Origin of the sequence: Thalassospira sp. MIT1004, from assembly GCF_001858545.1 — a bacterium.
GTDB classification, from domain to species: Bacteria; Pseudomonadota; Alphaproteobacteria; order Rhodospirillales; family Thalassospiraceae; genus Thalassospira; species Thalassospira xiamenensis.
Window position 1 is genome coordinate 1 of the sequence record NZ_MCAO01000014.1, and the last position, 19,364, is coordinate 19,364.

At 54.8% G+C, this 19,364-nt stretch carries 16 protein-coding genes and 1 tRNA gene; 6 read left to right on the plus strand and 11 right to left on the minus strand.

Features of this window, described 5'->3' with window-relative positions:
* Window positions 1–126: 126 nt before the first annotated feature.
* The 5 genes from BC440_RS07760 to BC440_RS07780 all read right to left on the minus strand — a co-directional run bounded on the left by BC440_RS07760 (window position 127) and on the right by BC440_RS07780 (window position 6,120).
* Window positions 127–966, minus strand: coding sequence for an ABC transporter permease subunit (locus BC440_RS07760; protein WP_007091765.1), 840 nt, complete (start codon window positions 964–966; stop codon window positions 127–129).
* Window positions 963–1,892, minus strand: coding sequence for an ABC transporter permease subunit (locus BC440_RS07765; RefSeq protein WP_037987892.1), 930 nt, complete (start codon window positions 1,890–1,892; stop codon window positions 963–965). The genes BC440_RS07760 and BC440_RS07765 overlap by 4 nt, the downstream gene beginning before the upstream one ends.
* Window positions 1,889–3,049 carry a polyamine ABC transporter ATP-binding protein gene (gene potA, locus BC440_RS07770; protein ID WP_007091767.1) on the minus strand — a complete coding sequence of 387 codons (1,161 nt, stop codon included), beginning with the start codon at window positions 3,047–3,049 and terminating at the stop codon, window positions 1,889–1,891. Before potA ends, BC440_RS07765 begins: the two co-directional genes overlap by 4 nt.
* A 413-nt stretch (window positions 3,050–3,462) precedes the next feature.
* A complete protein-coding gene (locus tag BC440_RS07775) occupies window positions 3,463–4,566 on the minus strand; it encodes a polyamine ABC transporter substrate-binding protein (RefSeq protein ID WP_071239734.1) in 1,104 nt (367 codons plus the stop codon).
* A gap of 204 nt (window positions 4,567–4,770) precedes the next feature.
* Window positions 4,771–6,120 carry a glutamine synthetase family protein gene (locus tag BC440_RS07780; protein WP_071239735.1) on the minus strand — a complete coding sequence of 450 codons (1,350 nt, stop codon included), beginning with the start codon at window positions 6,118–6,120 and terminating at the stop codon, window positions 4,771–4,773.
* A 270-nt stretch (window positions 6,121–6,390) separates the two neighbouring features.
* On the opposite strand from BC440_RS07780, the gene dgcN reads away from it, so the two are divergent.
* The 4 genes from dgcN (at window position 6,391) to BC440_RS23105 (ending at window position 10,322) form a co-directional block, all read left to right on the plus strand.
* Window positions 6,391–7,395, plus strand: coding sequence for an N-acetyltransferase DgcN (gene dgcN, locus BC440_RS07785; RefSeq protein WP_071239736.1), 1,005 nt, complete (start codon window positions 6,391–6,393; stop codon window positions 7,393–7,395).
* Window position 7,396: 1 nt separating this feature from the next.
* Entirely contained in the window at window positions 7,397–8,377 is a 981-nt protein-coding gene (gene dgcA / locus BC440_RS07790; protein ID WP_071239737.1) for an N-acetyl-D-Glu racemase DgcA, read from the plus strand.
* A gap of 413 nt (window positions 8,378–8,790) precedes the next feature.
* Window positions 8,791–9,954, plus strand: coding sequence for a GGDEF domain-containing protein (locus BC440_RS07795; RefSeq protein ID WP_071239738.1), 1,164 nt, complete (start codon window positions 8,791–8,793; stop codon window positions 9,952–9,954).
* 191 nt (window positions 9,955–10,145) lie between these two features.
* Window positions 10,146–10,322, plus strand: a complete 177-nt coding sequence (locus tag BC440_RS23105) for a hypothetical protein (RefSeq protein WP_175484470.1) — start codon at window positions 10,146–10,148, stop codon at window positions 10,320–10,322.
* Window positions 10,323–10,769: 447 nt separating this feature from the next.
* Here BC440_RS23105 and BC440_RS07800 read toward each other — a convergent pair whose 3' ends face one another.
* Window positions 10,770–11,381 carry an N-acetyltransferase family protein gene (locus BC440_RS07800; protein WP_348769612.1) on the minus strand — a complete coding sequence of 204 codons (612 nt, stop codon included), beginning with the start codon at window positions 11,379–11,381 and terminating at the stop codon, window positions 10,770–10,772.
* Window positions 11,381–12,247 carry an N-formylglutamate amidohydrolase gene (locus tag BC440_RS07805; protein ID WP_037987882.1) on the minus strand — a complete coding sequence of 289 codons (867 nt, stop codon included), beginning with the start codon at window positions 12,245–12,247 and terminating at the stop codon, window positions 11,381–11,383. The genes BC440_RS07800 and BC440_RS07805 overlap by 1 nt, the downstream gene beginning before the upstream one ends.
* Before the next feature lie 206 nt (window positions 12,248–12,453).
* Here BC440_RS07805 and BC440_RS07810 point away from each other — a divergent pair.
* Window positions 12,454–12,530 (plus strand) — tRNA-Val (locus tag BC440_RS07810).
* 213 nt (window positions 12,531–12,743) lie between these two features.
* Window positions 12,744–13,004: a SemiSWEET transporter gene (locus tag BC440_RS07815; RefSeq protein WP_007091776.1), complete on the plus strand. Its 261-nt coding sequence runs from the start codon at window positions 12,744–12,746 to the stop codon at window positions 13,002–13,004.
* Between the two features lie 15 nt (window positions 13,005–13,019).
* Here the strand turns inward: BC440_RS07815 and BC440_RS07820 are convergent, their stop codons facing one another.
* The 4 genes from BC440_RS07820 to BC440_RS07835 all read right to left on the minus strand — a co-directional run bounded on the left by BC440_RS07820 (window position 13,020) and on the right by BC440_RS07835 (window position 19,284).
* Window positions 13,020–14,162, minus strand: a complete 1,143-nt coding sequence (locus tag BC440_RS07820) for an ABC transporter permease (RefSeq protein WP_071239753.1) — start codon at window positions 14,160–14,162, stop codon at window positions 13,020–13,022.
* 5 nt (window positions 14,163–14,167) lie between these two features.
* Window positions 14,168–16,933 (minus strand): ribosome-associated ATPase/putative transporter RbbA, encoded by a 2,766-nt coding sequence (rbbA, locus tag BC440_RS07825; RefSeq protein WP_071239739.1) that lies wholly within the window; start codon window positions 16,931–16,933, stop codon window positions 14,168–14,170.
* The gene (locus BC440_RS07830) at window positions 16,930–17,943 is read right to left on the minus strand and encodes an HlyD family efflux transporter periplasmic adaptor subunit (RefSeq protein ID WP_071239740.1); all 1,014 of its coding nucleotides are present in this window, start codon (window positions 17,941–17,943) and stop codon (window positions 16,930–16,932) included. The genes rbbA and BC440_RS07830 overlap by 4 nt, the downstream gene beginning before the upstream one ends.
* Window positions 17,944–18,141: 198 nt before the next feature.
* Window positions 18,142–19,284, minus strand: coding sequence for an endonuclease/exonuclease/phosphatase family protein (locus BC440_RS07835; protein ID WP_071239741.1), 1,143 nt, complete (start codon window positions 19,282–19,284; stop codon window positions 18,142–18,144).
* Window positions 19,285–19,364 lie beyond the last annotated feature (80 nt).

The window sequence follows — 19,364 nt, forward strand, 5'->3', positions numbered from 1 at the left end:
ATGTGGGCTGGGTTTCTTAAGCATTCCCCATTGAATCAAAAGTCCCCGCCAATGGCGAGGACTTTGTCAGCAGTCTGAAAGCAGCACCCGCGAAGGTGCTGCTTTTTTGCATTGGGCGACATGACATCAGGTATCGATTGTCGTCTGGTTCATGGATCGGGTCCGCGCCCGTTCTGACCGCAGGATCAGAAGGCTGGAAATCACGATCATCACCGATACGGCAAGGATGATCAGTGTCGCGAGCGCGTTGATTTCCGGCGAAACACCCAACCGCACGGATGAGAAAACCTTCATCGGCAGGGTGGTGGAGCCCGGACCGGCGACGAAGCTTGCAATCACCAGATCGTCAAGTGACAGGGTGAAAGACAAAAGCCACCCGGCCAGAAGTGCGGGCAGGATCATGGGCAGGGTAATGACAAAGAAAATCTTTGCCGGTTTGGCGCCAAGGTCCATCGCGGCTTCTTCGACCGAGGTATCCATGCCCGCCAGTCGCGATTGCACAACAACTGCGACATAGGCGGCACAGAAGGTCGTGTGTGCGATCACAATCGTGGTTACACCACGCCCGGCTGGCCAGCCGATCAACTGTTCAAGGGTGACAAACAGCAATAGCAGGGACAGGCCGGTGATGACTTCGGGCATCACAAGCGGGGCGGCAACCATGCCCGAAAACAGGGTGCGGCTTTTGAACCGTCCGAAACGGGACATGACAAGCCCGGCCGGTGTGCCAACCGCAAGGGCTAGCGTTGCCGACATCACCCCGATCCGAAGGCTGTTCCAGGCGGCATCGATCATGCCGTCATTGGAAAACAGCGACACATACCATTTGAACGAGAAACCGGTCCAGACGGTGACCAGCTTGCCCTCGTTAAACGAATAAATGATCACAAGCAGGATCGGGACATACAGAAATGCAAAGCCGAACACCAAGGCACTGAGAAGGAAAGTCGAACGTTTACCGGTCATTGTCCGTTTTCCTCCTGCTTGGTCTGGATGTGCTGGAACCACATGATCGGTACAACAAGGAACAGCAGCATCGCAATCGCGACCGAGGATGCAATCGGCCAGTCACGGTTGGCAAAGAATTCGTTCCAAAGCGTTCGACCGATCATCAGGGTATTCGGCCCGCCCAGAAGTTCCGGGATGACAAACTCGCCAACGGACGGAATGAACACCAGAAGCGATCCGGCCAGAATGCCAGGCATCGATAGGGGCAATGTCACCTTCATGAAGGCTTTCCATGGCTTGCAGCCAAGATCAAGGGCGGCCTCGATCAGGCTGACATCCATTTTTTCCAGCGTGGAATAAAGCGGCAGGATCATGAAGGGCAGGTAGGTATAGACAATGCCGATATAGACCGCGAATTCGGTCTGACGCATGATCAATGGCTCGGAAATGATGCCGAGATTGAGCAACAGCGCATTGATCAACCCCTCGCGGTCCAGAATGCCGATCCAGGCATAAACGCGGATCAGGAAGCTGGTCCAGAACGGCAGGATCACCATCATCAGCAGCACACTGCGAAGCGATCCTTGCGCGCGTGCAATACCATAGGCCATCGGATAACCGATCAGAAGCGTGATCACAGTTGAAATCGCTGCAATCCGGATCGAATTCAGATAGGCCGATATATAAAGACTGTCGCTAAGCAGAAACAGGTAATTGCCGAAATTGATCGTGATATTGACCCCTTCGTCAATCCACGTAAACAGCGCGCTATAGGGCGGCTGGGCGTATTCGGCGGTGGCGAAGCTGATTTTCAGAACGATCAGGAACGGGATCAGGAAGAACAGCATCAGCCAGAGATAGGGCAGGCCGATCACAAGGACCCGGCCATGCTTGAGCATCAGGCGATCATAACGTTGTTTCAGGGTTGGCTTGTCACTGCTCATTGGTTCAGAACCGAAGCAGCCCCGGCCTCCCACGTTACCCAGACGCGATCTTCCCACGTGTAACGTGGTTCGATATGGCGGCTGGAATTGGGTTCGGTGACCTTGATGCGGAAACCGCTATCAAGGCGCACGTGATAGGTCGAAAGCCCGCCAAGATAACCGATTTCCTCGACCTTGCCAGAAAGGCAATTATATTTCGTATCGGTCGGTTTTTCGGTCAGCAGGCGCAAACGTTCCGGGCGAAGCGCGATCCAAAGTGTCGCCCCTTCGTGGCCCTGAACGGCGTGGTCGATATAAATTTCACCACCGGCATCGTCGGAATGAATGACGGCGTATTTTTCGTCATCATCGACAAGCGTTCCTTCGATCAGGTTGACCTGACCCAGGAAGTTCGCGGTAAAGCGGCTGTTGGGATATTCGTAAAGTTCGAACGGGGTGCCAAGCTGACGGATCACACCTTCATTCATCACCGCAATGCGCGATGCCATTGTCATGGCTTCTTCCTGATCATGGGTGACCATGACAAAGGTGGTGCCGACCTTTTCCTGAATGTTGACCAGTTCGAACTGTGTCTGTTCGCGCAGCTTTTTATCAAGTGCGCCAAGCGGTTCGTCGAGCAGAAGAACCTTTGGCTTTTTGACAAGGGATCGCGCCAGAGCAACACGCTGGCGCTGCCCGCCGGAAAGCTGATGGGGTTTGCGTTTGGCAAACTTGGTCATTTGCACAAGGGCCAGCATATCGGAAACCAGCGTGCGGATTTCCGATTTCGGCAATCCGTCCTGATGCAGGCCAAAGGCAACATTCTGTTCGACTGTCATGTGCGGGAACAGGGCATAGGACTGGAACATCATGTTGGTCGGGCGTTCATAGGCCGGGACGCCTGCCATATCGACACCATCGATGAAGATTTTGCCCGCTGTAGGTTCCTCGAACCCGGCCAGCATCCGCAAAAGGGTTGTTTTGCCGCAGCCAGATCCGCCCAGAAGGGCAAATAATTCATGCCGGTAAATATCAAGCGACACATCATCGACGGCATAAAAGTCGCCGAACTTCTTGGTCACATTCTCGAAACGGATAAACGGGACCGCTTCGGGATTGTTCCAAGGCTGAGTCTTGTGCACATCCTCGTGTGCTTTCTGCAAAGCCCCCTGCGACACCAAGCTTCTCCCCTTGTTTGTTGTCGAGATATACCCAAAACATCGGGCGACATGCCCGGCTATGCATTCGAGCGCGGTTGGCCGAAGCTTGCCGTCCGATGTTTTGGTTCTGCCTGATTAACAGGATGAAGCAATTCCACAATCTGTAAAGAGGGGTGTGCGATATTTCGAACGTTTCGTGATTGAAATTGCGATAAATGGCGGAAAAGTCAGCAGAGGTGTTCAGAAAATGTGCATTGTTGGCGGTTTCATCTTCGTTTAGCGCGGCTTTGGCACCCTGCGCAATTTCACGCACGTCATCACGAGTCACAGTTCGCAATGTCACAAAAAAGGGGCGCTGCGAACTGTGCAGCGCCCCTTTGGGCATGTCTGATATTAACCGGACCGATTTACTTGATCGATCAATGGATCGATTACTGACCGGTTTTAAGCTTGGTCCACAGACGGGTACGGGTCCGAAGTTCTTTCGAGCCCGGCTCGATCTTGGAACGCAGGCGTTCCTTGACTTCCTGCGACGGGTAAACACCCGGATCGGCTTTCAGATCTTCGTCGATGAATTCCATGGAAGCCTCGTTCGGGCTGGCATATTCGACATAGTTGGCAAGATCGGCACCGACATCGGCGCGCAGGATGTAATCAATGAATTTGTGGGCCAAATCCGGGTTCGGCGCATCGGCCGGAATCATCATCACGTCAAACCAGATCAGTGTGCCTTCCTTCGGAATCACGTATTTGATCTCGTTGCCATTGCCGGCTTCTTCGGCGCGAAGGGCAGCCTGACCAACGTCACCCGACCAGCCGATCGATACGCAGACGTTACCGTTGGCAAGGTCGTTGATATATTGCGAACTGTGGAAATAGGTGATGTAGGGACGGATTTTTTCGAGTTCGGCCATTGCGGCTTCGATATCCGCGGTCGACTGTTTGGAATCTGGCTTATCAAGATAGAAGTTGACGAGCGGCACGATTTCGCCCGGATCGTCAAGCATGGTCAGACCGCATTTCGACAGTTTTTCGGCATATTGCGGATCAAAAACCAGCGCCCAACTATCGAGCGGGGCATCGTCACCCAGAACTTCCTGAACCTTGGCAACGTTATAGCCAATGCCGTTGGTGCCCCAAAGGTACGGAACAGCGTAATCGTTGTTCGGATCGTATTTGGCGGTCTGGTTCAGGATTACCTTGTCCAGATTGCCAAAGTTTTCCAGTTTGGATTTGTCGACTTTCTGGAAGATGCCCGCCTGGATCAGGCGCTGTGCATCGGCCAGAGTCGGAACGACAAGGTCATAACCCGAATTGCCAGCCAGCAGTTTGGCTTCGACAACCTGGTTGCTGTCATAGACGTCGTAATTGACCTTTACGCCATATTCCTTTTCGAAATTGGCGACGGTTTCTTCGCCGATATAGTCAGACCAGTTATAAACATTAAGGACTTCCTGTGCCGATGCGCTTGCGGCAAAGCCCGAAAGGGCTGCGGCAAGGACAACCAGGCTGGAAGATTTAAGAAGTGATTTCATTTCGCTGAGCCTCCCATGTGGCAGCGTTTGAAAATTTGAAGGTCCTGTTATTGCTTTCTCCAAGACCCTCATATCCTTCGAATGCCTCAGGTTTTTGTCAAATACAAGATGGATTTTTGGGCATTTTTCGCATCAAGTGAAAAATTAGGCATTCATCATGCAACATTCTTGCGCCAGAGATGATGCCCTGGCGCAAGAATTCAATCAAACGTTCAGCAGAAGGTGTTCACGCTCCCACGCGCTGATCACCGTCTGATAGGCATCCCATTCGGCTTCCTTGACGGCCAGAACGGCGGCCGAGAATTCTTCGCCCAACAGGTCTTTTAGCGGTTTGCACCGATGGAATTTGGCCAGTGCTTCGTGGATGTGACGGGGCAGGGAATGCGCCCGGTCATAACCCGACCCTTCGATCTGGGCGGTCGGGTCGATTTCCTCGATAATACCCAGCAGACCACAGGCAAGCGATGCCGCAATCGCCAGATACGGGTTGGCATCGGCACCCGGAATGCGGTTTTCGATACGGCGTGCATTGGCCGGGCCGTTCGGCTGACGCAGGCCGACAGTCCGGTTATCAAGTGACCAATGCATGTTGATCGGGGCATCCGACCAGGGCTGCAAACGGCGATAGCTGTTCATGTTCGGAGCCAGAAGCGGCATGGCAGCAGGCAGATACCGCTGCAAGCCGCCGACATAGTTCAGGAACATCTGCGAGTTATCGCCATTGTCATCGGCAAACAGGTTTTTGCCTGTCTTGATGTCGACGATGCTTTGATGGATATGCATGGCACTGCCCGGATGGTTGCCCATCGGTTTGGCCATGAATGTGCCATAGACCCCGTGCTTGAGCGCGGTTTCGCGCAGCGTGCGCTTGAACAGGAAGGCCTGGTCGGCCAGTTCAAGCGGCGCGCCGTGATTGAAGTTCATTTCAAGCTGGGCGGGGCCCGACTCGTGGCTCATGGTATCGGCGTCGATATTCATGGCCTCGCAATAGTCATAAAGGTCTTCGATCAGCGGATCGAATTCGTTGATCGCATCGATGCCAAAGGCGTTCGATGCCCGTTCCGGGCGGCCCGAACGTCCGATTGGCGGTTCAAGCGGGTTGTCCGGGTCGGTGTTTTTTGCCACCAGATAAAATTCAAGTTCCGGGGCAATGATCGGTTTCATGCCGCGTTCTTCAAAGGCCGCAAGGACACGTTTCAGAACGTGGCGCGGTGAGATCGACACCTCGTCGCCATAAAAATGATAACAGTCGCAAATAATCTGCGCTGTCGGTTCTTCGTACCACGGCACGACGCGAATGGTTTCCGGATCGGGGACCATCACAACGTCTTTTTCCGCCGGGTCGAGAAACGCGTCGGTTTCTTCCGGGTAGCCCCCGGTGACCGTCATGGAAAAAATTGCCTCGGGGATGGCAAGGCTTTTGGCTTCAAGCCCGCGCAAAAACTTTTGCGTTGGCAGAACCTTGCCGCGTGCCACCCCGGACATATCTGGGACAATACATTCGACTTCTTCAATTTTGCGGTCAGAAAGCCACTTTTTGAGATCGGTACTCATGTGTAGTCGGACGCTTTCGCGCCAGTCCTTCAAAATTGCATTTTCTTGCTTTTTCCGGGCGTTTCCCGGTCAAATTCACAAGAAAGGAGGTTTGTCTTCGATGAATTCAGAATGTTTTTTTGTTATTTGCTTCGATATTCGAATTTTGTGCGAGTATTTCGGTGGATAGTCGAAGATATCAATTCATATATCTGGATGGCTCCCACCAAGTTGCGTTATAGTCGCCTCAGATTATAAGGGCAGCGGTTGGACGCTGGTCAAGGAGGTAAAATGAAAATCGAACATCCGTATCTTATGTTTCTTGGTGATGCACCCGACGAACTGGCGGCAAAAACCGCGATTGGCATCAAGCAGTGGCGCCCCGAATGGTGTGTCGCACAGCTAAGCCTTCCGGGCTGTCAGGCCGATCTTGGCCTGCCGGAAATGTCGATTGCCGAAGCCAAAGCCGCCGGTGTGAAAACCATCGTTCTGGGCGTTGCCAACCGCGGCGGTATTATCGGACCGGCATGGATGGAAACCCTTCTGGCGGCGATTGATGCCGGGATGGATATCGCCAACGGTCTGCATACGCGCCTTTCGACGATTCCCGAACTGGTCGAAGCCGCCAATGCCAAAGGTGTGAAGCTTTTCGACGTCCGTCACTTTGATGGCAAGCTGCCGGTCGGTAACGGTGAAAAACGTCCGGGCAAACGCGTTCTGGCGGTTGGGACCGATTGCTCGGTCGGGAAAATGTACACCGCCCTTGCGCTTGATGCGGAAATGAAAAAGCGCGGCATGAAGTCGACTTTCCGTGCCACCGGCCAGACCGGTATTTTCATCGCGGGCGAAGGCATTTCGGTTGATGCCGTGATTTCGGACTTTATTTCCGGCGCGGTTGAAACCATTGCGCTGGCCAACGAGCCGGACCATTGGGACGTTGTCGAAGGGCAGGGCAGCCTGTTCCATGCCTCGTTCGCCGGTGTATCCATGGGGCTGATCCATGGTTCGCAGCCCGATGCCATCATCGTTTGCCACGAACCGACCCGTACCCACATGCGTGGTCTGCCGGGCTATAAGTTGCCGGACCTGAAAACCACGATGGACGTCAACCTGATGCATGCGCGCCTGACCAACCCCGATTGTGTGGTTGCCGGTTTTGCGATCAACACCAAGTCGCTTGACGATGCGGCGGCCAAAAAGCTTCTGGCCGAGGTCGAAGCCGAATTTGGCCTGCCATGTGTGGACCCGGTTCGGACCGGTGTTGCATCGATCGTCGACAAATTGCAGGAGATCTGATGTGCCGCGCATAAGTGTCACATCTGAAGTCTGGCCGCTGCGCGGGGCGTTCAAAATCTCGCGCGGGGCCAAGACCGAGGCCCATGTCGTCAAGGTCGCCCTGACCGACGGTGAATATACCGGATGTGGGGAATGCGTTCCCTATGCCCGTTATAACGAAACCGTCGAAGGCGTCATCGCCGATATCGAGGCCCAGGCTGATGCCCTTTCGCGTGGGATGACGCGAAAGGAATTGCAGGACGCGATGAAGGCCGGTGCGGCGCGCAACGCCGTTGACTGTGCCTATTGGGACCTTGAGGCAAAGCGGTTTGGGCGTCGTGCCTGGGAACTTGCCGAACGCAAGGCACCCGAAGGCCTGATTACGGCTGAAACGCTTAGCCTTGATACGCCTGATGCGATGCGTGAAGCCGCGCGCAAGGCGGCGTCTGCACCGTTGCTCAAGCTTAAGCTTAACGGCGAAAACGTTCTCGAATCCGTTCGTGCGGTTCGTGAAGGTGCGCCGACATCGCGTTTGATTGTTGATGCCAACGAGGCATGGTCGATTGCGCTGCTTGAGGATATCGGTGCGGAGCTTGACGCGCTTGGTGTGGAAATGATCGAGCAACCGCTGCCCGCCGGGCAGGATGACGGTCTGATTGATCTTGATTGTCCGGTGCTGCTTTGTGCCGATGAGTCGATCCATACCGTTGCCGATATTCCGCGTTTGTCGCAGCTTTACGACATGATCAATATCAAGCTTGATAAAACCGGCGGTCTGACCGGCGCGCTTGAGCTTGCCGATGCTGCCGCCAAGGTTGGCATGCAGATCATGGTCGGCTGCATGGTCGGGACATCGCTTGCGATGGCACCGGCGATGATCGCCGCCGCCGATGCCCGCATTGTTGATCTTGACGGTCCGCTATGGATGGCAAAAGACCGTGAAAACGGTCTGGCGTTTGACAAGGGTGTCATGGGGCTTCCTGATCGCGCCCTTTGGGGCTAATTTCCCGGGGCTAAGCCTGAAATTCTGTTGATTTTTGCCGCCATACCGGTTTTTCGGTGTGGCGGTTTCTTTTTGGTGCGGCTTATGATTTCGGGATGATGCGAGTCGCGACCATTTCGCAATTCGCGTTACGGTTTTAAGGGTGCTGTTGTTGTGAAAAACAACTTAGGGGCGCGAAAATACGTTAATTATTGTGTTGAAACAGGTGGTTGTTTCTATTTTTTCTCTCTTAATTAGTTAAAAATTAATTCAAAAACAGCGTGCCACCTCTTCTGGATAGTTGAATTGCCGGTTAAATCAGGGAACGATCATGCAGTTATTCGGGGCTGCAGTGGCTCCTTCGCATAGATGAGTTGGAGCTGACCCGCGTGCTATCTGGTCCCCGAAGAGATAGTCGACGCTTCGCAGGGCCCTTGCGATGTCGATATCGTGATTTTCTTTATACGCCCCGGCATGCAGAACTTCTGCATCTGCGGCGTAAGGAATCGGTACAGCTAACCGCGCGCTTCGCGGCCTTTTTTACCCTCGTTCTGCTGGCGCTTGTCCCGATCTGGGACGGGGCCTATGGCAATGGCTTCTGGCAATCGCAAGCCGTGATCATGCGCCTCCTTGTCATGGGGATTGCGGTTGTGGTGCTGCTTAATCGGGCGGTCAGTTCGAAATGGCGTCGCCGTGCGCCTTATCTGCCGATGCTGTTTCTTGTGATTGCCGCCGCCTTGCTGTGCGGTTTTTCGGGGCTTGATCTTGCGGCGTCGCCAAAGATGCTGACCTCGCACAGTTTCCTGCTTCTTGGCATTGTTGTCCTGATTGCCATCATGCCGCTGACACTGGCCGAGGCGGGAATAATGGTTTCTCCGATCGTTGTGTTGCTGTTCTTTGGTGCGCAGGGGCCCGTTGCAGGCGGTTATGTGCCGGTTGAAATGATTTTGCCCGTCTTGCTGCCGCTTGCGGTGATGGCGGCCATGGTTCAGCTTTATCGAACGATTGTTGCCGCGCAGGAAATTGCGATTGATCCGCTGACGGGGGTCTATACCCGTGCCTTTGGCATGGAAATGCTGCGTCTTAATTTTGAAGCCGCCTATCGCAAGCGAAGCCCGCTTACCGTGGCCTTTGTCGATCTTGATGACTTCAAGAAAATCAATGATCAGTTCGGCCATGATTACGGTGACCGCATTCTTGAAGAAGCCGGGCGCAATCTGGCGCATCGGTTTCGGAGCACGGATCTGGTTATCCGCTGGGGCGGGGAGGAATTCCTTGTTATTCTGCCTGACCTGACATTGGCGCGTGCAAATGAAGTCATGCATCGCGTCATGGCACCGGGTCTTGCCGATCTTGCCAATGGTTTGACCCAGCAGGCAAGTTACGGACTGGCCGAGCGGATCGAAGATGTCATTTCCCAGCCGCATAACCTGATCGACCTTGCCGATCAGCGCATGTATGACGCCAAAAAACGCCATGACCGCGAACAGATCGTTGCTGATGGCCTGTCGGGTCGCAAGATTTCCGGGGCTGCTGCCACCACGTCATCGGCGCGTGCGGCCGATGCCAGCAAGGTCGTCAATCAGACCCTGAATTAACCCCGCGACCTTTGCGGCCTTTTCGAAGGTCCGGCATAAGGTTCTTCTTCTGCTTATTCCTAGATTTCGACAGGCGCCGCTTTTTGGGGCGCCTTTTTGCGAATCTGCCCCAATTGGTCATGTTGCGGGGCAATTTTACCCGATTGTATTTTTCGGGATTCCGCGATGCTGATGGGTGCGAGACCGCGTAAATGAGAGTTTCTGCGGGTTTGGAGCAGATTCTCATGATGGGAATCGAAAGCCGAATTTTCGACTCTGCTGATGGAATCGCAGTGTTTCCGCCATTTCTGATTACAACTTTTGATCAGATTTGCCGATTTTTCGGAAATGAACCGTGGCGCGGAAAAATGGGGATGCTGAAAAAATGACCGCATCTGGCCGGGATTCAGTTCGAAAAAGTGTCAGTTTGGTGAAATTTTGACCAAAAAAAGGGCATTAATTTTTTTGATAAAAAAATAGTCAAAAACGTGTTGCGTTCGCCCGATCTAATGGGTAATGTCTATTTGTGCGCTGCGGTAGGACGCAGCGCATTCCGGCGAGCGACTTGTCGCTCGTTTCTTGGACGTTTCCTCCCTAGACTTGGGCCGCTGTCACAGGCGGCCTTCTTTTTTGCCTGAATTCCAGGGTTTTACAGGTTTTTCTGGGGTGCGGGAATTCGCGCCGGAAATATCATTATGTCGCCTGCGCGGGATTGTGCGGTGCAACTCGCGCCATGGTGAAGGGTGAATGCCATTCCCCATCGGCATCAAAAAGAAAAGGCACCGTCTGTCTGACTGGTGCCTTTGTTCGCGTGTCGCAAGGTTATGGCATAGGGGTTATTTCTCCCGCCCTGGATCGCGTTCCGGGAAGTTGCCATCCCCGTCACCAAGGCCGCGCTGCATGATCACGCTATCGACCCAGCGGCCAAGTTTGAATCCTGCCGACTGCAATGTGCCCGCCACCCGGAAGCCCAGGCGCGCGTGTAACCCGATAGAGGCGACATTGGCGCTATCGCCGATCACGGCGACCATCTGGCGATAGCCAAGGGCCGTGCAGCGTTTGATCAGTTCGGACAGAAGCGCGCGACCGGCCCCCTTGCCGACAACATCGGGCGCGATATAGATCGTGTCCTCGACCGTAAAGCGGTACGCCGGGCGCGGACGATAGGCCCCAGCATAGGCAAAGCCTTCGACGCGGCCATCAATTTCCGCCACCAGATAGGGCAGGCCGCGTTCGCGGACATGCTGCCAGCGGGTTGTCAGTTCGGCGATTTCAGGCGCACGTTCCTCGAACGAGGCCAGGCCATGCAGGACATGGTGGCCGTAAATTTCGGTAATGCGGCCAAAATCCTCTGGCTCGGCATCGCGGATCACAAGATCCTCCAAGGGCGCGGCACCATTTGGCATCGGTTTTCCTGATGGTGTGGAAGAAACGGGGCTGGATGTCATCAGAAGGGATTCCCGTCAAGATCGTGGAAGCACGATATCAGATGCGTCATCTGTTCGCGCAGGGTGTCAAATCCGCGATGGGGCGTGATCGTGTCTTCGTCCATGTAAAGCGAGCGTGAAAGCTCGATCTGCAGGCTGTGCACGTTGTTTTCCGGTTGCCCGTAATGTCGCGTGCAAAAACCGCCTGCATATGGATCATTGTGCGACGGGGTAAAGCCCAGATCGCGGACACGATCTTCGACAAAGCGCGTCAAAGACGGATGGCAGGAACTTCCATAGCAATCGCCCAGAACCAGATCAACGCGGTTTTTGCTGCTGTCGACAGAATCACCGGGCATGGAATGGCAATCAATCAGGATGCAATAGCCAAACTGATCGCGCGTTGCATCAATCAGCTTGCGAAGTGCACTGTGATAGGGGTGATAAAAGGTATCGATCCGGTGCATCGCCTCGGCGACCGGCAGGCGGGTTTTGTAAATTTCGATCCCGCCGCTGACGACGCGCGGGATGGATCCCAGTCCAGAGAGGGCCCGCATCGAATGAATGTCGGCGTCCGAGGGCAGGGGGCCGTCAAACATGCGCGGATCAAGTTCCAGCGCCCCGCGATTGACATCGACAAAGGCGCGCGGAAATGTCGCGCACAGCAGGGGTGCGCCAAGTTTGGGCGCACTGGCAAACAATTGATCGACAAAGGCATCCTCAGACGCGCGCAGCGCAAACGAATCAATGCGCGCAATCTCGATCAATTCCTGCGGATAATGGCGCCCGGAATGGGGCGATGCAAACACCACCGGCAGGGTTTGCCGGGATGGCAGGATGACGGTTGCCGGTCCATTGCCGGTAAGATCCGATGGCAACTGGTTCATTGTCGTTTGTTATGTCTTCCCTAAACTGGATGATGATCATAGCAACAGCGATCCATCCCGTCCCCCATAGATGAAGATTTTTTGTCAAAAATCCAATTGAGGGGTTGCACCTTTCACGGCCTTGGGCTAAATACCGCCTCGCCGTGACAAACGGTGCTGGCCAAGCCTTCTGCCTTGAAGGCCGGTCAGATGAAAGATGGGTAAGAGGGCCTATAGCTCAGTTGGTTAGAGCGTTCGCTTGACATGCGAGAGGTCACAAGTTCGAGTCTTGTTAGGCCCACCATTTCCTCCCCGCCGGTTTCCGAGCGGGGTTTTGTGTTTCTGGCCCCAGAAACCGTTCATTTCCCAAGGTTATCAAGGCTTCCGGCGCATCATGATCGGCCCGGATATTTCCCGCTTGAAGTCGTGTGCAATATGTGTTGAATGCATTCAAACGAGCGTTCTGTTTCGGCCTGATGCCTTGTCATTCGGCCCGATGATCTGACGGAGGCCTGCCATGATCATGTCTTTCGAAACCGCCCTGGGCCTTCTTGCCGGATCACTGACCACGATTGCCTTCCTGCCGCAGGTCATCCGCACCTGGCGCACCCGCTCGACGGCTGATATCTCACTTGTGATGTTTCTGATCCTGTGCACCGGGATCGCGCTTTGGCTGGTTTATGGCCTGGTCCGTGGCGACTGGCCGGTGATCATTGCCAACGGCTTTACCCTTGTCCTGGCCTCGACCATCCTGTTCTTCAAGCTGCGCCACGGATAATCGGAGCTTCCAGTTCTATCCCATTGCCGCGATGCTTTTGCGGAACCTGATTGCGCTGAAGGCGAAGAACAGGGCGGCGATCACGAAGACGATCAGGAATTCCTGCCAGACGACATCAATCCCGGCATCGCGATACAGGATCGCCTGTGCAAAGCTGACAAAGTGGCTGGACGGGACGAATTGCATGATGTTCTGAAGCGTTTCAGGCATGCTTTCAAGCGGCGTATTCCCGCCTGACAACATCCGCATCGGCAATACGACAAGGATGAAGAGAAGCCCGAATTGCGGCATTGATTTCGTCATGGTCGCAAGGAAAATGCCAAGGGCGGTGGCAAAAAACAGATACAGCATGGTTCCGGCAAAGAACAGCAGCTTGGAACCGATGATCGGCACGCCAAGCATCAGTTCGACGACAAAGAACAGCGATACCGCACTGGCGATCAGGATCACAAGACCGTTGGCCCAGACCTTTGCCAACATGATTTCAAACGGATCAAGCGGCATCACCAGCAGATGTTCAATCGTGCCATGTTCGCGTTCACGTATAAGCGCCGCCCCCGAGAGGATGATCGAGAGCATTGTGATGTTGTTGATGATCTCCATCGCGCTGGTGAACCATGAACTGGTGGCGTTTTCGTTATAGGCATAACGTGTCACAAGTGTCGCCGGTGGTTCGTGATTTGCCGCGACATAGGCTGAAACCCCGCCCATGAAGGTCCGGACTTCCTGGGCGATGATATTGCTGACATAGCCTTGGCCGATCCCGGCCTGCATCATGGCGGTGGCATCGATGTTAAGCTGAATTTCCGGTTGATGACCGGCAATCAGATTCTTTTCAAAATCGGGCGGGATCACCAGAACAAAGGTGTATTCGCCGCCATCCATGGCCGCGTCAATGTCACCTTCGCTGATTTCCCCGGGTATCTTGAAAAATGGTTGCAGAAACGCATCGCCGATCTGGCGCGACAATTTGGATTTATCCAGATCGGCAATCGCGATCGATGCGTTTTTAAGGTCATGGGAAAAACCGGTGGCGGCATTGTAAATCGCAAATGAAAACGCCCAGCAGATCAGGATCAGCAACACGACATCGCGACGGAGGCTGAAAAGCTCCTTGATGCCGAGGCGATAGATATTTTCAATCCGTTTGCCATACATCGCGGTCATGCCTCCTGCTTTTTAAGCAGAAGCATCGAAAGTACGGTCAATGCCGGGAAGAAAATCACCAGCGTCAGGATTTGGGGATAAAGTTCGGCAAAGCCAAGCGCCTTGGTAAAGACCCCGACACTGATCGACATGAAATGCGATGTCGGCATGATGGTCGAAAGCACGGCGGGCGCGCCTTCAAGCGAGGATATCGGCTGCATCATTCCAGAAAACATCACTGATGGCACCATCGTCGCAATCGCGGTTCCAAACAGGGCGGCGATCTGGGTCTTGGTAAAGGAGGAAATCAAAAGCCCCAAACCGGTTGTGGCAAAAACAAACAGGAAGGCTCCGACAATAAGGGTAAGCGGATTGCCCCGCATCGGGACTTCGAACCAGAACAGCGCCATCGCCACCATCAGAACGAAATTGATCAGCCCCAACCCGACATAGGGCAATTGTTTGCCAATCAGGAATTCGATCCGCGTGACCGGCGTGACGTAAAGGTTGGTGATCGATCCCAGTTCCTTCTCGCGTACCACGCCGACCGCCATCAGAACGGCGGGGATAAACATCAGCAGCAGCGCAATCACGGATGGCACCATGGCATAGATGCTTTTGAAATCCTGATTATAGCGATAGCGTGTCTCAATGCTTACCGGCAGAGTTTGCGCGGGCAAACCTGTGTTGCGCATGCTGCGTTCGTTCAGATATTTGCTGTGAATGCCTTCGACATAGCCATGGATGGTTTCGGCGCGAAACGGCATGGTGCCATCGATGGTTGCGGCGACTTCGGGGCTGCGTCCGGCTTCAAGGTCACGGCCAAATCCCGGCGGGATTTCAATTGCCAGCGTGATATCGCCCGACAGCAACCGTTGTTCGAGTTCGTCATTGCTGTTTAACGGTGGCTGTTCGCTGAAATATCGCGACCCTGCAAGGTTTTCAAGATAGGTGCGACTGGTTTCCGTCCTGTCGCGGTCCAGTGCGGCATATGTCAGGTTTTCAACGTCAAAGGTAATGCCAAGCCCGAAAACCGGCATCAGAATCGCCGTACCCAGCAAGGCAAACATCAACCGGATCGGATCGCGGATCAGTTCCATGGTTTCGCGCAGTGAATAGGCCCACAAACGGCGCAAACTGAAAATTGATGCCTTGGCCGGTTTCCATTTCATCGCACCGGTTTCATCTTCCCCGTTCATGGCCGATGTATCCGGGGCAGGGGCGTTGTCATCAATGCCGCTAGCTTCTTCCAGATGGCTGATGAAGGCTTCTTCAAGCGTTTCGCAACCGCGTTTCTGCGTGATTTCATCCGGGGTGTCGCTAATCAATACCTTGCCCGCATGCATCAGCGATATGCGATCACAGCGTTCCGCCTCGTTCATGAAATGGGTAGAGATAAAAATCGTCACCCCCTGATCGCGCGAAAGCTCGACCAGCAATTGCCAGAACGCGTCACGTGCCACCGGATCGACGCCCGATGTCGGTTCGTCCAGTATCAGGATTTCCGGGCTGTGAATGATGGCAACCGCAAGCGATAAACGTTGCCGCACGCCAAGCGGCAGGCTTTCAGCCATGTCATCGTGATATTCGGTCAGGCCGAACCGTTCGGAGAGCTCGTCAATCCGCGGCTTTATCCGATCTGACGGCAGATGAAACAGCCGCGCGTGAAGTTCCAGGTTCTGATAGACGCTCAGCTCGGCATAAAGCGAAAAGGCCTGGCTCATATAGCCGACCCGTTTGCGAAGTTCGGTATCCTGCCCATCGACCGGTTTGCCGAAAAGCTCTGCCGTGCCTTCGGTCGCGGGCAAAAGCCCGGTCAGCATCTTCATGGTTGTCGTCTTGCCGCACCCGTTCGAGCCGAGAAACCCGAAAATCTCGCCCTTTTCGATGCGGAAACTGACATTATCGACGGCGGTAAAATCGCCAAACCGCATGGTCAGGCCGTCCGCGACGATGGCCGGAACATCGCCATGTGTGGTGCGCGGCGGAATGACAAGGTCCTTATGGCCCTTGCGTTCTTCTTCGGGCAGCAGTCTTACAAACGCGGTCTCAAGGTTATCGGCCCCGGTGCGCTCCAAAATCTCGTCCGCTGTGCCGCTTGCCAGCACCTTGCCGTCATTCATCGCAATCAGTTGGTCGAAACGGGCGGCTTCATCCATATAGGCGGTTGCGACCAGCACGGTCATGCCGCTTTGGGTTTTGCGGATCTGGTCGATCAGTTCCCAGAACTGTCGACGTGACAGGGGATCGACGCCGGTTGTCGGTTCGTCCAGTATCAATATTTCCGGATCATGGATCAGGGCACAACACAGGCCAAGCTTCTGCTTCATCCCGCCGGAAAGCTTGCCGGCTGCGCGCTCGGTAAAGGGTTCAAGCCCGGTCGCCTTTACCAGCTTTTCAATCCGGTCATTGCGTTCGCGCGCCGACTGGCCAAACAAACGGCCAAAGAATTCAAGGTTCTCGCGGATCGTCAGGTCCATATAAAGGTTCTTGCCCAGCCCCTGGGGCATATAGGCGATTTTGGGCAGAACGCTGTTTCGGTGGCGCGTGTCGTCCATCGGCCCGCCCAGCGTCTCGACCACGCCATCCTGCAATTTGCGCGCACCCGATATCAGGGCAAGGGCGGTGGATTTACCAACACCATCGGGCCCGATAAAGCCGATGGTCCGACCTGTGGGGATATCGAGGCTGATATCGTCAAGCGCATGAACATGGCCGTATCGGTGGCGGACATGGTCCAGCCGCGCGGCAAGATTTGCGCCATTTGCAGGAGCATTACTCATTCCTGAAGGCTCTGGTTCAGTGTCGCGTCATCGGGAACATTGGGGGTAAAGCGTTCCGGCCAGTTTTTATGATCGGCCAGCATGACATAGGCCTCGCCGGGCAGGCCGGTTTTGACCCGTTTGCTATGTTCTTCAAGCAATTCGCGCGCGATGCGGATTTTTATCCGGAACATCAGCTTGTCGCGTTCGCTTCTGGTTTCGACCTCGCGCGGGGTGAATTGCGCATCATCGGCAACGAATGACACATAGGCCGGGATCACAAAATTCGGTGCGGCATCCAGAACAATGCGCGCCTCGTTGCCGACAAAGGCCAAACCGGCCTGCCGGGTCGGCAGGAAGATCGTCATGTAAACATCGGTGAGGTCCAGAACCGTTACCACCGGGTCGCCACCCGCAAGAACTTCGCCGGGTTCGGCAAGACGATATTGCACCCGCCCGCCGCGCGGTGCCTTAAGCACGGAATCATTGATCTGCACCTGAATGCGGTCAAGTTCGGCCTGGGCGGCTTCGACATTACGTTCGCTGCTTGTCAGGCGCGATTTTGCCGCCGCAAGGGCGGCCTCGGCCACGTCGCGTTCCGATTTGCGCTGATCGACCTGTTCACGGGCGATATTGTTGTTTTTGACAAGCTCGTTGGCGCGTTCAAGCTGTCGCTGCGCGAGGGAAAGCTGGCTTTCTTTCTGAGCGATATCGGCCTTGGCTTCGAAAATGCCTTGTTGCGCACTGGCAACTTCGGCGCGGGCCTTGGCAAGGCTGGCCTGAAGTTCGGCCGTATCCATCCGCGCCAGAACCTGACCGGCTTGCACCACGTCGCCCTCATCGACCAGAACCTCGTCGACCCGGCCGGCATATTTGGTTGCCACCCGGACTTCCTCGGCCTCGATCCGGCCATTGCCGCTGGCGATGAATTCGGGAAGGGTTTCCTGATTTTGCTGCCAGTAATAGTAACCGCCCCCGGCAATCGCAATGATCACGACAAGGATCGCCAAAGGCACGCGCAGTTTGCTCATTCCGCCCTCCAAGACAGGATTGCCGGGTTTGTGGCCACGGATGTGCCATCGGCATATAGGGGTTATCGCAAGCAGGTTATAGCTTTAACGCGATAAAGTCTGGAATGATCCTGACCTGAACGGCAAGGTAAATCTTTGATCTTACGCAATTTAGAAAAGTATCAGGAAGGTCGCGAAAGGTATTGTGATCCAACGCGCTTAGATATCGATATCGGCCCAGATCAGGTGATGATCCGATGCTGCCTGATGTTTCCTGATCAGGTCGGGATAGGTTTCCCAACGCGGCGGGCGTGATCCTGGCCAGATGCCCTTGCGGTAAATGCCGCCCTTGGTGACGCGGTCAAACAGGGCAGGCGATAACAAAAGATAATCGATTTTATCATCATCATTGCCAAGGCCATGCGTGCCGGTCCCGCGGTCGCCATTCCCGGCATTGAATTCGAACTCGGTAAAGCTCGGGTGGGCCGACACATCCCGAAGGGCCGTACCATGCAGCAACGGATCAAGTTCGGGACTGTCGGGGGTATCGTTAAGATCGCCCAGAACCACGATATTTTCGAACCCCTCGGCGATCAGACGATTGTAATAGGCGGCAACCGCCAATGATTGCGCCAGTCGCTTGGCGCGGCTTGCCGGGTCATTGCCGCCATATTTGCTTTTGAAATGGTTGGGCAGAACCATGATCTGCGCGCCCGATGGTGTGATGATTTCATATTCCGGGCAATCGCGGCTGAAAATCGGGGCTCCGTCGGGTTTCAGGTCATCGACGTGGCTGCGCATTTCGCCAATCGGGTAACCTTCGTGGGTAGCAAGGCCGACATCAATGCCGCGCCCGTCATTGCCATCAATGATCATCATATGGCGATAGGGCACCGGCAAAACGCCCTTTTCGCGCATGAAATCCTGAAACGCCAACAATACCGGGCGGCTTTCGATCTCGACCAGTGCCAGAACATCCGCCCCGATATCGCCGATCATGCGTGCGGTGTTTAACATTGCCGCTTCGTCTACCGACCCCATGCGAAGTTCACACCAGCCAACCCAATCATCGCGGCCATCGGCCTTGATATAGGGCTGTTTTGGCGGGCGCGGGCGTGAAATCAGCTGGCCACGGATTTTGCGAATGCGGGTAAAGGGGCCTTCGTCGCCGCGCAACATGCCCAGTTTTGTTATCAACGTTAACATCTGTGCCTTGTCGGCATCGCTGTAAACCAGCTTTTCGAACAGCTTGTTCAGTTCTGCATGGGCATCCAGCACATCGCGATGGGCTTCGGGGTTTTCATCGTTAAAGACTTTTGCCCGGTCAAACAGGTTTTCGACGTTAAACGCAGCAATCCGCATGACGTGCCCCGATGCTCATGTCGCCGTGGCGTGGTGAAGGATGAAATTCTACCACAGGTATTATGCGGGCATGGCGTCAA

What these genes read in the sequence shown, in the direction of transcription:
- BC440_RS07760 (WP_007091765.1), bottom strand. Translation starts at nt 966, where the DNA reads ATGACCGGTAAACGTTCGACTTTCCTTCTCAGTGCCTTGGTGTTCGGC.
- BC440_RS07765 (WP_037987892.1), bottom strand. Translation starts at nt 1,892, where the DNA reads ATGAGCAGTGACAAGCCAACCCTGAAACAACGTTATGATCGCCTGATG.
- BC440_RS07775 (WP_071239734.1), bottom strand. Translation starts at nt 4,566, where the DNA reads ATGAAATCACTTCTTAAATCTTCCAGCCTGGTTGTCCTTGCCGCAGCC.
- BC440_RS07780 (WP_071239735.1), bottom strand. Translation starts at nt 6,120, where the DNA reads ATGAGTACCGATCTCAAAAAGTGGCTTTCTGACCGCAAAATTGAAGAA.
- dgcN (WP_071239736.1), top strand. Translation starts at nt 6,391, where the DNA reads ATGAAAATCGAACATCCGTATCTTATGTTTCTTGGTGATGCACCCGAC.
- BC440_RS23105 (WP_175484470.1), top strand. Translation starts at nt 10,146, where the DNA reads ATGAGAGTTTCTGCGGGTTTGGAGCAGATTCTCATGATGGGAATCGAA.
- BC440_RS07800 (WP_348769612.1), bottom strand. Translation starts at nt 11,381, where the DNA reads ATGACATCCAGCCCCGTTTCTTCCACACCATCAGGAAAACCGATGCCA.
- BC440_RS07805 (WP_037987882.1), bottom strand. Translation starts at nt 12,247, where the DNA reads ATGAACCAGTTGCCATCGGATCTTACCGGCAATGGACCGGCAACCGTC.
- BC440_RS07815 (WP_007091776.1), top strand. Translation starts at nt 12,744, where the DNA reads ATGATCATGTCTTTCGAAACCGCCCTGGGCCTTCTTGCCGGATCACTG.
- BC440_RS07820 (WP_071239753.1), bottom strand. Translation starts at nt 14,162, where the DNA reads ATGTATGGCAAACGGATTGAAAATATCTATCGCCTCGGCATCAAGGAG.
- rbbA (WP_071239739.1), bottom strand. Translation starts at nt 16,933, where the DNA reads ATGAGTAATGCTCCTGCAAATGGCGCAAATCTTGCCGCGCGGCTGGAC.
- BC440_RS07830 (WP_071239740.1), bottom strand. Translation starts at nt 17,943, where the DNA reads ATGAGCAAACTGCGCGTGCCTTTGGCGATCCTTGTCGTGATCATTGCG.
- BC440_RS07835 (WP_071239741.1), bottom strand. Translation starts at nt 19,284, where the DNA reads ATGCGGATTGCTGCGTTTAACGTCGAAAACCTGTTTGACCGGGCAAAA.